The organism is Tellurirhabdus rosea (assembly GCF_026278345.1).
Classification (GTDB): domain Bacteria; phylum Bacteroidota; class Bacteroidia; order Cytophagales; family Spirosomataceae; genus Tellurirhabdus; species Tellurirhabdus rosea.
This window is the reverse complement of sequence record NZ_CP111085.1, coordinates 4,724,258-4,737,891: the sequence shown is the minus strand read 5'-3', so window position 1 is coordinate 4,737,891 and position 13,634 is coordinate 4,724,258. Positions and strand designations below refer to the sequence as shown.

Genomic DNA, 13,634 nt, shown 5'->3' with positions numbered 1-13,634 from the left:
TAGTTAATCCCTAAATCTGTGTAATCCCGGTTCTGATCATTTAATATTCTTCCTCCGGTTCCGCTGGAAGTCCTCGAACATCATGTTGCCCAGGCCCTGAAGGCTGCTGTAGTAAGCCCGGCCGTTGTTCACTTTGGTAAACTCATGGACAAACTGCTTGAGGTACGGGTCCGACGCAATCATGAAGGTGGTAATCGGCACGTTCAGGCGGCGGCACTGGGCGGCCAGCGTCAGCGTTTTAGAGACAATCTTGCGGTCGAGGCCAAAGCTGTTTTTGTAGTACCGGATGCCTTCTTTCAGACAGGTTGGTTTCCCGTCCGTGATCATGAAAATCTGCTTGTTCTTGTTCTTGCGGCGGCGCAGCAGGTCCATCGCCAGTTCCAGACCGGCCACGGTATTGGTGTGGTACGGCCCGACTTCCAGATACGGCAAATCCTTCACCTGAATCTGCCAGGCATCGTTTCCGAAGACGATGATGTCGAGCGTGTCTTTGGGATACTTCTGCTTCACCAGCTCGACCAGCGCCATGGCCACCTTCTTGGCGGGCGTGATGCGGTCTTCGCCGTACAGAATCATCGAGTGGCTGATGTCGATCATCAGTACCGTGGACGTCTGGGTCTTCTGCTCTTTTTCGACCACTTCCAGGTCGCGCTCCATGAGCGTAAACTCCTCCACCCCGCTGTTGATCTGCGCGTTGCGGATGGATTCGGTCATCGAAATCTGTTCGAGCGTATCGCCGAACTGGAAGTCGCGGAGGTCGCTGCTCATCTCGTCGCCGGTCCCCGTGTATGGGGTGTGGTGGTTGCCGCCGGATTTGGAGCGTTTCAGTTTTCCGAAAATCTCCTCCAGCGCCGAGCGGCGGATGGACTGCTCACTTTTCGGCGTCATAAAGACCTGACCTTCCTCATTCTGTTCGGTGAGGTAGCCTTTCCGCTTAAGGTCTTCAAAAAAGTCGCCCATGCCATACTGGTCGTCCGTGAGTCCGTACTGCCGGTCGAGCTGGTTCATCCAGGACATCGCCTGTTCGACATCCCCGTTGGTCATCAGCAGCAACTGCTGAAAGACATTCCACAACTGGTCGAATTTATTGCCTTCTTTCTGTTCGGGCGGAACGTATTTTCCAAATGCAAAGCCTTTCATATAGTGGTCGGTCAGTCGGCAAACCGCTGTCATCCGTTGGTTGTGACTCCGGTGTGCCGCGCGTAGGGTGCGTTGGCAAAACAGCGCGGAAAGCCGAATTGTTCGCTTAGTGAAGATACGAAATTCTGCGGAAGAAAACGGCGCGGGTCGGGCCGTATGATTTCATTTAGCTGCCGGAATGAGCACCCTCATACCTTCCGGGCCCGGAGCCGGTTTGCTTTGTACCAACTTCCTCCGACAATCATGAAAACGATCCTTGTTCCAACCGACCTCAGCCCGCTCGCTAACCAGGCCCTCCGGGTAGCCGCCTCCCTCGCCCGCCGGACGGGAGCCGCCATCACCCTGCTGCATTACGTCCCGTTCTTTGTTTCGGAAGAAATCATGTCGGACCATACCGCCCGGATTGCCGCCGATTACAGAAACCAGCAGGTAGCAGAGGCTCGGACGGAACTCACGGCGCTTTGCCAGCAGCCGGAATTTCAGGATTTAACCCTCACGCCCGTCGTAGCGGAAGGCGCCGACGGCCTGTACGGCTCCATTACCCGCCAGCCCGCCGACCTCATCGTCGTGGCATCCCACGGCGCGCGCGGAATGCAGGAGTGGCTCTGGGGTTCCAACGCCGAAAAAGTGGCCAACTACGCACACTGCCCGGTGTTGATTATCAAAGAAAACACGACGGAAGTGAGCCCGAAGGTCAGCGTCTTTGCGCTCGACGCAGACGACCGCCTCGCTCCGGCCCGGCCCCTTCCCGCCCCGTTCGACGAGGGCAAGCGCCGGTTTGTGTACGTCATGACCCCGACCGACAACCGCGCCGCCGACGGCATCCGCGAATGGATGGCACAATGGGCCGGTCGTCAGGGCCTCACGGACTACGATCTGGTTATTTACGCGCACAAAAACATTCCGGACGGCATCATCCGCTTCGCCGAAGAAAGTAGCGCCGATCTGATCGTGCTCCATACGCATCAGGAAAGCAGTTTCTGGAATTTCTTCAGCGGCAACGTCGCCGAAGCCGTCATCAATCACGCTACCCTGCCGGTGCTGGTCGTGCCCGTAGCCTGAGCAAAATAGTGGTCGGCCAGCAGGGTCAGGCCCTCGCGCACCCGGTCCGGCTTTTCACTGCCCAAGGCTACCCGGACGCCGTTTATGGCGGCAACCGGCGACGGAGAATAACTCTGGCCGGGAATGACATCCACGCCGCGGCTGCGGAGCGAGGCGCTGAATTCCTCGGCTGGAAACGGCAGCGGCAGCCAGAGATGGTAGCTGGTCGGGTGAGCCTTGTAAGGAATTCCGGCCAGAATCAGCCGGGCGAGGTCCTGACGCTGGCGGGCATCTTCGCGTTTTTCTTCAATCAGGCCGGCCAGTCGGCCGTCCTGCATCCAGCGACCGACCAGTTTGGTGTAGAAAGGCACCGAACCGCTGGTTGTCACGCGGATGGCGCTCGTCAGTTTTTCGCGAAACCGGTCCGGAGCCAGCAGAAAGCCGGTTTTGAGGCCGGGTGCAATGACTTTGGAAAGGCTGTAAATGTAAAAGCTGCGTTCGGGAGCCAGTTCGAAGAAGGAGGCGGGCGCGTCGGCGGCCAGGTACCCGTACGCGTCGTCGTCGATCAGGAGCAGATCGTACTGTTCGGCCACCGCCACCAACTCCCGGCGGCGCGCCAGCGGCATCACCGTACCGAGTGGATTGTGAATGGTCGGCATCAGGTACACGGCCCGGACGGCCTCCCGCTCACAGAGCCGCCGCAGGGCATCGGGCTTCATGCCCGCTTCGTCGTTTTCACCGGGCAGCAGGCGGACACCCAGAAAAGCGGCCAGCCCCATAAACCCGTTGTACGTCAGCGGGTCCACCACAACGGCGCTGCCGGGCAGTCCGGCGGCCAGCAGGATGACCGTCAGGGCGTGGTGTCCGCCGCAGGTAACCAGCACCGAGTCGGGCGAAAGGCCGCGACCGGAGCGGGACAGCCACCGGGCCGCCGCTTCCCGGACGTCCGGGAAACTTTCGAGGGGTTCCATGCGCAGGTAGGCCGGGTCGGGTTCGGCAGTGCGCAGAGCGTCCTGAAACAGCTGGTCCTGAGCGGGCAGAACGGGATAATTAAACCGAAAATCAATCATGTTGGAAGGAAAGGATATCGACCGGTAAAAATAACAGGTTCCGGACAACTCCTTCCAGCGGCCTCACACTTGCGGACTTTTTGTTCAGCATCGGGATGCTTTTTCTCTATATTTGCAACGCGCACGCTTCATCTAAAGGAAAGAGTGAAAGAGTGAAAGAGTGAAAGAACGGCACCGTTCGGACCACTCCGTCCTCCGCCCACTCTTTCGCTCTTTCACTCTTTCACTCTTTCGTTTTTAGTGCTTACATGAATATCCTCAAATTCGGTGGAACGTCCGTAGGGTCGGTTGAAAGTATCAAACAGGTTCTTCATATCATTGAACGCCAGCGCCACAGCGGCGATACGCCCGGCGCGGTGGTCCTGTCGGCGATGAGCGGCGTCACCAACCAGCTGATTGAAATCGGGCGCATGGCCGCCGAAGGCAATACCGACTACATGGAACTCGTCCGGAGAATCGAAGACCGGCACTTCAACGTGGTCCGGCAACTCATTCCGGTCAAGGAACAAAGCAAGGTTTTCGCCACCGTACGCGGCATCGTCAACGAACTGGAAGACCTGCTGCGGGGCGTGTCGCTCATCCGCGAACTTTCCCTCCGGACGATGGACCTGATCATGAGCTTCGGCGAACGGATGTCCTGCACGGTCGTTTCCGAATGCCTCAAAAGCCGGGGCGTTCCGGCGGTGTTCTGCGACGCCCGGCAACTGATCAAAACCGACAGCCAGTTCAGCATGGCGGAGGTGAATTACCCCAAAACCACAGAACTTATTCAGGATTATTTCGGCAAAACAACCGACCTACCCATCGTCACGGGCTTCATCGGCTCGACCGAAAAGACCGAAACGACCACGCTCGGCCGGGGCGGCTCCGACTACACGGCCTCCATCCTGGGCGCGGCCCTCAACGCCGACCTCATCGACATCTGGACCGACGTGGACGGCATGATGACCGCCGACCCGCGCAAGGTGTCCAGCGCCTTCAACATCCCGACCATCACCTATGCCGAAGCGATGGAACTCAGCCACTTCGGTGCCAAGGTCATCTACCCGCCGAGCCTGCAACCGGCTTTTGCCCGAAACATTCCGATCCGGATTCTGAACACCTTCAACCCGGACCATAACGGCACCGTCATCAGCCGGACGGCCGAGCGGCGGGAGTACACCATCACCGGCATTTCGTCCATCGACGACATCGCGCTCGTGAACCTGCAGGGGTCGGGCATGATCGGCGTGGCGGGCGTCTCGGCGCGGGTCTTCGGCGTGCTGGCACAACACAAAATCAGCGTTATCCTCATTTCGCAGGCATCGTCGGAACATTCCATCTGCTTCGCCATCGACCCCAGAAATGCCGAAGCCGTCCGGACCGTCCTGAATCAGGAATTTGCGCCGGACATCGAACACGGCCATATCGACAGCGTCGGCATTGAAAAAGACCTGTCGATCATCGCCGTGGTGGGTGAAGGCATGAAAAAAAGCTCCGGGATCGCCGGGAAGCTGTTTTCGGTTCTCGGGAAAAACGGGGTCAACATCGTGGCCGTGGCGCAGGGCTCCTCGGAAATCAATATTTCGGTGGTCATCAACCGCAACAACCTGTCGAAGGCCCTCAACGCCATTCACAACGTCTTTTTCCAGTCGGAAGCCCGGATTCTGAACCTCTTTCTGGTGGGCACGGGGCTGATCGGCAAAACGCTGCTCCAGCAAATCCAGGCGCAGACGGAATTTCTGAAGAGCGAAAAACTGATGAAAATCTGCCTCGTCGGGGTGTCAAACACCAAGAAAATGCTGCTCGACCCCAGAGGCATCAACCTCGACGACTGGCAGGGCCGGATGCTGACCGAAGGCGTCACGACCTCCCTGCCCGCGTTTGTGGACCAGATCAAAAATTACAACCTGCCGAACAGCGTCTTCCTGGATTGTACGTCGGACAAAGACATCGTCAATTTCTACGAATCCCTGCTGAACGCCAACGTTTCGGTCGTCACACCCAACAAGGTTGCCAACTCCGGCTCGTACGAAGACTACCGGCGGCTCCAGAAAACGGCCCTGCGGCGCGGCGTCAAGTTTCTGTACGAAACCAACGTCGGGGCGGGTCTGCCGATCATCAACACCCTGCAGGGCCTGATGCTCTCCGGCGACCGGTTCCTGAAGATCGAAGCCATTCTTTCCGGAACGTTATCGTTCATTTTCAACAACTTCGGACCCGGCAAGTCGTTTGCTTCGATTGTGCGGGAGGCGAAGGAAAAAGGCTATACCGAACCCGACCCGCGAGAAGACCTCAGCGGCATGGACGTGGCCCGGAAGATTCTGATTCTGGCCCGCGAAGCCGGTTTTCCGCTGGAACCGTCGGATGTGACCATCAACAACCTGCTGCCCGAGCCGTGCATCACCGCACCGAGCATTCCGGCTTTCTTCGACGAGCTGGACAAGAACAACGCCTACTTCGAAAGTCTGTTAACGGAGGCGGAAGCGAAGGGCGAAAAGCTGCGGTACGTGGCCACGCTGGAAGGCGGCAAAGTGACGATTGAACTCCGTTCGGTCGGTTTCGATCACCCGTTCTATAGCCTGTCCGGAGCCGACAACATCGTGTCGTTCACGACGGATCGGTACAAAGACCGCCCGCTCGTCGTCAAAGGCCCCGGTGCCGGTGCCGAGGTGACGGCCACGGGCGTATTTGCCGATGTCGTGAGCATCGGGAGTTATTTAGGATAACAACGAGTGGTGCTACTCGCCGTCGTGGCACCACTCTCCCACTAACCCCGGGCGCAAGACCGGGAATCCGCCCAAACCGCATAGGACACCGCTCCGATTGGGCAATGACCAGACACCAAACCGCAGGGTTCTTTAAGCGTAACGCCGTATGAAATCCATTACCGTCTTTGCCCCCGCCACCGTAGCCAATGTCGCCTGCGGATTTGATATTTTCGGATTTGCTGTCGAAAACCCCGGCGACGAACTGACCGTTCACCTGAGCGACCAGCCGGGCGTCCGGATTCTGGACATCATCGGCGACGAAGGCCGCCTGCCCCGTGAAGCGGCTCGCAACACGGCCGGCATCGCCATCCAGACGTATCTGAAGCATATCGGGCGGGAGGACGTGGGGGCCGACCTGCTGCTGACCAAAAAAATGCCCCTCGGAAGCGGGCTCGGGTCGTCGGCGGCCAGTGCCGTGGCGGGCGTGTTTGCCATCAACGAACTGCTCGGGCGGCCGCTCCAGCGGAAAGATCTGCTGCCTTTTGCGATGGAAGGCGAACGGATCGCCTGTGGCTCAGCCCATGCCGACAACGTGGCCCCCTCGCTGCTGGGCGGCTTTGTGGTGGTGCGGAGCTACAGCCCGCTCGACGTGATTACCATCGAAACGCCGGGCAAACTGTTTGCCACCATCGTCCATCCGGAGATTGAAGTCAATACGAAGGACGCCCGGTTTATCCTCAAAAACGAAGTCACGCTGAAAAACACCATCACCCAGATGGGCAACGTGGCGGGCCTGATCGCGGGTCTGATGAAGCCCGATTACGACCTCATCGGCCGCTCGCTGGTCGATGTGCTGATTGAACCCATTCGCTCCATTCTGATTCCCCAGTTCAACGAAGTGAAGCAGGCGGCCCTCGACAACGGGGCGCTCGGATGCAGCATTTCCGGCTCGGGTCCTTCCCTTTTTGCCCTCAGCGGCGACCAGACCACCGCCGAAACCGTTGGGAAAGCCATGCAGACCGCTTTTGCCGGCGCGGGCATCGACAGCGAAGCCTACGTCTCGGGCATCAACCAGCAGGGCCCCAAAATTATCGGTTAATCCCTCTTGTGACCTTTTGCCGGTTTTCCCCTCTAAGAACACAGGAGGGTCGGACCGGCATTGCCTTTCCCGTCAGCTTCTCCCTTCCGGGACCTCAGGAAAAGAAAAAAGGGCTTTGAATAATTTTTTCTTTTTCCTCGTCAGACTCAGCGTTATCTAGCACTCTTTACCCGCCGTGCTCCTGCAATAATGTGATGTCAACAGCTGATTTTTGAATGGACTTTATGAGAGCACTGCTACCGATGCTTTTTGTTCCGGCGATTGCACTGGCACAGCCGGTAGTTGAAACAAAACCGATTAAGATTTATACAGAACTGGGTGGGTATTACGGCACAAATAACCAGACTCCGTTCTGGATGCAGGCCAACCAGTTTGGTACCATACCCAAGTCCGTGCCCTATGCCACTTTCCGGGTCGGAGCCCAGATGGATCATTTGTATACGCCGCTTGCCCAGACCGGACAGAAGCGCAAAAAAGACCGTTTCGGCTGGGGTTATGGCGTAGAGGCGGTGGTCAACTCAGGACCGGAGGGAACGGAGGTGATCGTGCCCGAAGCCTACGTAAAAGGACGCCTCGGCGCTTTTGAAATCATGGCCGGTCGGCGGCGCGACCTCATCGGCCTGGCGGATTCGACCGTTGGAATGGGGTCGTATGCCTGGTCGGGAAATGCCCTGCCCGTGCCCAAAGTGCAGATTTCGTTGCCCGACTTTACGCCGCTGCCCTTTACCAAAGGACTGGTGGCGTTCCGCGGCCTGTACTCCCACGGCTGGTTTGAAAACCAGGACCGGATCGTGCAGAATTCCTTTCTGCACCAGAAAGCGCTGTACGGACGGGTTGGGAAACCCGGCTGGCGGGTCAAATTTTACGGCGGCTTCAACCACCAGGTGCAATGGGGCGGCCGCAGCAGCCGACTGCCCGAAACCCTGGCGCGCAATGGCCGGCTGCCCTCCACGCTCCGCGACTACGTGGACGTCGTGACCGGCAACAGCCTGGGCTACCGCCGGGACATCGACACGACCCGCATCAGCAAAATGGACCGGGAAAACCGGATCGGAAACCACCTCGGCACCATCGACCTGGGCGTGGAATTCCGGATTTCGAACCGCTTCGAGCTGTTGCTATACCGGCAGAGCATTTTCGAGGACGGCTCGCTGTACTACCTCATCAACATCAAGGACGGGTTGCAGGGCATCCGGCTCCGGAACCTCCGCCCCCTTTCGAGCGGCTTCCAGATCCGGGATGTCGTGGTGGAATACATGGCTACGCTCAGCCAGGGCGGCGGCGACTTCGGCGACCTGCCCAAGCAGCGGGGTCGCGATAACTATTTCAACCACAGCCAGTACTGGGATGGCTGGTCGTATTTCACCCGCACCATCGGCACGCCGTTTATTCCGAACGGCCGCGATACCCACCCCGATCTGGTGCGCTATTCGTACACCAACAACAACCGGGTCCAGGTGATGCATCTGGGCGTTTCGGGCGGATTTGGGCTGGGCGGGACGTTTGCTCTCCGGTCGTCGTTCAGTCGGAATTTCGGCTCCTGGGTGGCTCCGTTTCCGGACCATACCAACCAGTTCTCCGCGGCGCTCAACGTCGGACTGCCCGTTTCCCGCCGACGCGGCTGGCTCGTAACCACCACCATCGCCACCGACCAGGGCAAACTCTACCCCAACAGCACCGCCGTCTACGCCGGCGTGCGGAAGACATGGGAGTATTACAAGTACCGGGTGAGGGGAAAGTAAATGACTGAATGTTGAATGACTGATTAGCTCCGCTGGGTTTGAATCTGCGGAGCTAATCAGTCATTCAACATTCAATCATTCAATCTTCCGGAAACGGGATGTACACAAAGCCGGCGAAGTCGCCTTCGATCACGAAGAGGCAGCAGTACTCGTCCGGGTTCTTGTAGTTTTCTTTGAACAGGTCCACCGATTCGGGACCGACCAGGCCCCGCTGTACAAATTCATCGATGAACGTCGCCTTGTAGTCCCACTCGTTGGTCAGTTCTTTCTGGCCGATGAGCAGCTGACCGATTTCCACCGGTTTGCGGGCGACCACAAAAACCGGATGGTCCGAGAACCCGCGCTTGCGGATCTGGTAAGAGGCTTCGCGTAGCTGTTCCGCCACTTTCACGAAGTCGCCGGACACCTGGCTCATCAGCTTCCGGTTCACATCCGGCGAGTTGGCATCATCAAGAAGGGTGTTTTCGTTGCTGTGATGGATCATGGTAATAGGAAGACCGTTAAATTCTCGCAGCCAGCAGAAGACTCAGGTCTTTGTAGCGCATATTAAATTTTTTGGCAATAAAGGCGTTTGTCAGCAGCCCTTTATGACTGTAAACGCCTTTCATAAACCATCGGTTCGCGTACATCATTTCTTCGATGCCGCCGATGGTCCCTGTCTGGAGCAGGAACGGAAGAAAAATATTACTCAACGCAAGACTGGCCGTATGCGCAACCCGGGACGCAATATTGGGTACACAGTAATGAATGACGTCGTGCAGTTTATAAACCGGCTCCTTGTGGGTCGTCATCCGCGACGTTTCAAAATTCCCCCCCTGGTCGATGGACACGTCGATCAGCACGGAATCCGGCTTCATCTTCATGACCATGTCTTCCGAGATAATAATCGGCGCTGAGCCGTCTTCGGCCCGCATGGCGCCAATCACCACGTCGGCTCGCTGAATGCCTTCCAGCAGCGACTCGGTATCGAGGATGGAGGTGTAGATGTGCTGCCCGATGGCGTACTTCAGGCGCTGGAGTTTGTAGATGTGCTTGTCGAAAACCTTGATGTCGGCACCCAGGCCCAGGGCCGTCCGGGCGGCGTATTCGGCCACGGTTCCGGCTCCCAGAATGACGACCTTCGTCGGCGGGACGCCCGTGATGCCGCCGAGGATGATGCCCCGGCCTTCGTGGGCGCTGCTGAGGTATTCGGCCGCCACCAGCATCACCGTGTTGCCGGCGATTTCGCTCATGGCCCGGATTACCGGCATGCCGCCCACGCGGTCTTCAATGTATTCAAACCCGAGGGCGGTAATCTTCTTTTCGTTGAGCCGTTCGAAGTATTTCCGCTTGTGATTGGGCAGATTGACCGCCGAAATCAGCGTGCTTCCGGTTTTGATAAAATCAAACTCGTCGTCCAGCAGCGGCTCGACCTTCAGAATCAGGTTCGCTTCGTACACCTCCTTAGGCGACTGCACGATCTGCGCTCCGGCTTCCGAATACTCGCGGTCCTGAAATTTGGCGCCCAGCCCCGCCCCGGCCTCTACCAGCACCTGGTGCCCGTGCCGGACCAGAATGGTCACACCTTCGGGCGTCAGCGCAATGCGTTTTTCCTGCAGTGATACTTCTTTGGGCAAACCAATCAGCAGACTGCTTTTCTGCTTCATGACTTTTGCGGGAGCTTCCTGCGGGTATAACGCCGTTTGCTTGGCGAGTTCTTCAAATCCGGTGACCATAATTTTTAGTTAAGAGTTAAGAGTTATGAGTTATGAGTTAGGTCGGTCGGCCGTTCTTAACTCTTAACTCTTAACTCTTAACTCATAATTGCTTCTGTTTCAATAATCCGTTTTTCGTCCTCGGCCCGGATGCGAACGGTCCAGGCGTCGGGGGGCAGCAGGCCGGCGACCCGTTCGGGCCATTCGACAAAACAGGTGTCTCCGGAGTCGAAGTACTCTTCGATGCCGATGTCGAGCGCCTCCTGCTCGTTGCGAAGCCGGTAACAGTCAAAATGATAGACTGGTTCGCCCGTCTTCGTAACGTACTCGTTTACAATGGAAAATGTCGGACTTTGCACCACGTTCTGCACACCCATCTGCCGACAGAGCGACTTGATGAGGGTCGTCTTTCCGGCCCCCATTTCCCCTTCAAACAGCCAGACGGCATGGTTTCGGCCCGCTTCGAGCAGCTTCCGGGCGGCTTCGTCGAGGTCGTTCAGGCTTGGTACAATCAGCGTCATCGGCGGGGCGTTTGAGAACAGGCCGCAAAGATAACATTTTCCGGCCTATACCTTCCACTCCTTCCGGATTGGGCGGCTTAGCAACTGGTTGGCGTCGGCATCGTCCTCAAACTTCTCTTTCTTCGGATTCCAGCGCAGCGGCCGCTTCAGTTCGTAGGCAATGTTGCCGATGGTGCAGACCGTGGCCGTTCGGTGGCCCACTTCCACGTCGCAGATCGGATTCTTGCGGCTGCGGATGGCGTTGAGGAAGTCCATATAATGGTTATCGCTGAAATAAACCCGTTTTTCGCCGTCGCCGATCACTTTGTCCTTCAGCGTAGTGGGCGTGGTGGTGAGTTCGCCGCGGGCTACCTTTACTTCGCCTTCGCTGCCGATGAAATGACAGTACTGCTTGCCTCCGGTCGGCTCGTGGACCAGCGTGATGCCGTTGGCGTATTTATACACCAATCCTTTCCCGCTGCCGTCCGTGGGCGGGGTCAGTTCGACGGGTCCGGAATCGTCCATGTCCAGGCCCCACTGGGCAATGTCGAACATGTGCGCGCCCCAGTCGGTCATGCCGCCGCCGCCAAAATCCCGGTAGTCGCGCCACTGCCCCCAGAAGGTGGCCGTCAGCGGCGGGTTCAGGCGGGCGTTGTACGGCCGTTCGACGGGGTTGGGACCGAGCCACATCTCCCAGTTCAGACCGGCAGGCAGCGGTTCGGCCGCCAGATCGAAGGGCTTCGGCGGGCCACCGACGTTGACCTTCACCGTTTTGATTTCTCCGATATAGCCGTTCCGCACGAGTTCGACGGCCTGCCGGAATTCCTTCCACGACCGCTGCATGCTGCCCGTCTGGAACACCCGCTTGTGTTTTCGGGCGGCCTTGACCATCGCCCGGCCTTCGGCGACCGTCAGCGAAAGGGGTTTTTCGCAGTAAATATCTTTCTTGGCTTCGGCGGCCCGGACGGCCATCGCCGCGTGCCAGTGGTCGGGCGTGGCAATCACCACCGCGTCGATGTCTTCGCGGTCGAGTACGGCCCGGAAATCGTCGTACGGTTTGCACTCGCCTTTAGGCAGCGTCGTTTCGGGCGCGGGCGTCACCCCGGCCATCGTCTGCACATCCTGAACGAACTTGGTCATCTTGCCCCGGTCCACGTCGCAGGCGGTCAGGATCCGGACCTGCCCGGTCTGCTGAAAATTGCGGCGCAGTCCGCCAACCTGTTTACCGAGACCGATGAAACCCATCGTAATCTGGTCGCTGGGCGGCAGGAAGCCCGGCCCGCCGAGGACGTGGCGTGGCACAATAAAGAAGGAGGCGAGGGCAGTAGAAGCTTTTAAAAACTGCCTTCGGCTTGGGGAATGCTGGTTCTGCATTTAATTTTAAAGGTTTCAGGTAAAGTTGCTTTCCCGCAGATAGTCGCAGATTTTGGGCGCAGATTTACACGGCAGTCTCCTGCGTGCCTCGGCGGTCAGTCCTGCGTAAATCGGCGTGAACTCATTTCTATTCATTATGCAACAAAAAATCAACGTCGGCCTGATCGGCTTCGGGCTTTCGGGGCGGTACTTTCACGCGCCCTTTCTCACCACCAATGCCAATTTTGGCCTTACCAAAGTCGTCGAACGCCACCGCAACGAAGCCGAAGCCTTCGACGCCTCCATCCGCACGGTCCGTTCCCACGAAGACCTGCTGACTGACCCGGCCATCGACCTGATCATCGTCAGCACGCCCAACGACACCCATTTTCCGTACGCCAAAGCCGCGCTGGAGGCGGGCAAGCACGTTCTGATCGAAAAGCCTTTTGCCAACACCTCGGAAGAGGCCCGGCAATTGCTGCAACTTGCTAAAGATAAGAATCTGGTCGCTATACCGTATCAAAACCGGCGGTATGATGCCGATTTTCTGACAATCCGGCAACTTCTGGCCGAAGATGCACTGGGTGAGGTGGTTGAATACGAGTCCCATTTCGATCGCTTCCGCCCCGACGTCCTTCAGAACTGGAAAGAACAGGACCCCAACGGCGGCGGTAATCTGCTGAATCTCGGTCCGCACCTGGTAGACCAGGCCGTGGCGCTGTTCGGCGCGCCGGAAGCGGTTCTGGGCGATATCCGCACCGTCCGGAAAGGCGGCACGCTGGACGATTACTTCGACATCCGGCTTTTCTATTCCGACAAACGGGTCATTCTAAAATCCTCGCTGACGGTCCCGGAAAACCGGCTTCGCTACATCATCCACGGCACCAAAGCCTCCCTGACCAAATCGGGCCTCGACATTCAGGAGGAAACGTTGCGCAAAAATATGCTGCCCAACACGCCCGACTGGGGTGTGGAACCGGAAGACCATTACGCCACCCTGACGACGGCCGACGAGCGGCACATCATCCCGAGCCTGCCGGGCAATTACCACCCCTTCTACGACAACCTCGCCCGCGCCATCCGCGGCGAAATCGCCCCCGAAATCACCCCCGAGCAAGCCTACGCCACCATCCGGATTCTGGAGCTGGCGGGAGAAAGCAGCCGGGAGCGGAGAGCTATAGAATTTTGAATGACTGAATGATTGATTGACTGAATGACTGGTGTCCGGGCAAGCACTTCAGTCATTCAGTCAATCAATCATTCAGTCATTCAATAAATCTTTGGTAACTTTGCCGCTTCAATTCT

General features: G+C 58.0%; 11 protein-coding genes. 5 read left to right on the top strand and 6 right to left on the bottom strand.

Going from position 1 to position 13,634, the window contains the following annotated elements:
• Positions 1-36: 36 nt before the first annotated feature.
• Positions 37-1,140, bottom strand: a complete 1,104-nt coding sequence (locus ORG26_RS20030; RefSeq protein ID WP_266364960.1) for a vWA domain-containing protein — start codon at positions 1,138-1,140, stop codon at positions 37-39.
• Between the two features lie 243 nt (positions 1,141-1,383).
• On the opposite strand from ORG26_RS20030, the gene ORG26_RS20025 reads away from it, so the two are divergent.
• Positions 1,384-2,202, top strand: coding sequence for a universal stress protein (locus ORG26_RS20025; RefSeq protein ID WP_266364958.1), 819 nt, complete (start codon positions 1,384-1,386; stop codon positions 2,200-2,202).
• Here ORG26_RS20025 and ORG26_RS20020 read toward each other — a convergent pair.
• The gene (locus ORG26_RS20020; RefSeq protein ID WP_266364956.1) at positions 2,163-3,251 is read right to left on the bottom strand and encodes an aminotransferase-like domain-containing protein; all 1,089 of its coding nucleotides are present in this window, start codon (positions 3,249-3,251) and stop codon (positions 2,163-2,165) included. The genes ORG26_RS20025 and ORG26_RS20020 overlap by 40 nt on opposite strands.
• 248 nt (positions 3,252-3,499) lie before the next feature.
• On the opposite strand from ORG26_RS20020, the gene thrA reads away from it, so the two are divergent.
• The 3 genes from thrA (at position 3,500) to ORG26_RS20005 (ending at position 8,782) form a co-directional block, all read left to right on the top strand.
• Positions 3,500-5,959 (top strand): bifunctional aspartate kinase/homoserine dehydrogenase I, encoded by a 2,460-nt coding sequence (gene thrA, locus ORG26_RS20015; RefSeq protein WP_266364954.1) that lies wholly within the window; start codon positions 3,500-3,502, stop codon positions 5,957-5,959.
• A 148-nt stretch (positions 5,960-6,107) separates the two neighbouring features.
• Positions 6,108-7,040 carry a homoserine kinase gene (locus ORG26_RS20010; RefSeq protein ID WP_266364952.1) on the top strand — a complete coding sequence of 311 codons (933 nt, stop codon included), beginning with the start codon at positions 6,108-6,110 and terminating at the stop codon, positions 7,038-7,040.
• Positions 7,041-7,264: 224 nt separating this feature from the next.
• Positions 7,265-8,782 carry a capsule assembly Wzi family protein gene (locus ORG26_RS20005; RefSeq protein WP_266364950.1) on the top strand — a complete coding sequence of 506 codons (1,518 nt, stop codon included), beginning with the start codon at positions 7,265-7,267 and terminating at the stop codon, positions 8,780-8,782.
• Between the two features lie 79 nt (positions 8,783-8,861).
• Here the strand turns inward: ORG26_RS20005 and ORG26_RS20000 are convergent, their stop codons facing one another.
• The 4 genes from ORG26_RS20000 to ORG26_RS19985 all read right to left on the bottom strand — a co-directional run bounded on the left by ORG26_RS20000 (position 8,862) and on the right by ORG26_RS19985 (position 12,350).
• Positions 8,862-9,266: a hypothetical protein gene (locus tag ORG26_RS20000; RefSeq protein WP_266364948.1), complete on the bottom strand. Its 405-nt coding sequence runs from the start codon at positions 9,264-9,266 to the stop codon at positions 8,862-8,864.
• 16 nt (positions 9,267-9,282) lie between these two features.
• On the bottom strand, positions 9,283-10,497 hold the full coding sequence (locus ORG26_RS19995) for an alanine dehydrogenase (protein WP_266364946.1): 1,215 nt from the start codon (positions 10,495-10,497) through the stop codon (positions 9,283-9,285).
• 77 nt (positions 10,498-10,574) lie between these two features.
• On the bottom strand, positions 10,575-10,997 hold the full coding sequence (gene tsaE, locus ORG26_RS19990) for a tRNA (adenosine(37)-N6)-threonylcarbamoyltransferase complex ATPase subunit type 1 TsaE (protein ID WP_266364945.1): 423 nt from the start codon (positions 10,995-10,997) through the stop codon (positions 10,575-10,577).
• Between the two features lie 45 nt (positions 10,998-11,042).
• The gene (locus tag ORG26_RS19985) at positions 11,043-12,350 is read right to left on the bottom strand and encodes a Gfo/Idh/MocA family protein (protein ID WP_266364943.1); all 1,308 of its coding nucleotides are present in this window, start codon (positions 12,348-12,350) and stop codon (positions 11,043-11,045) included.
• 136 nt (positions 12,351-12,486) lie between these two features.
• Here ORG26_RS19985 and ORG26_RS19980 point away from each other — a divergent pair, with 136 nt between their 5' ends.
• Entirely contained in the window at positions 12,487-13,518 is a 1,032-nt protein-coding gene (locus tag ORG26_RS19980) for an oxidoreductase (protein ID WP_266364941.1), read from the top strand.
• Positions 13,519-13,634 lie beyond the last annotated feature (116 nt).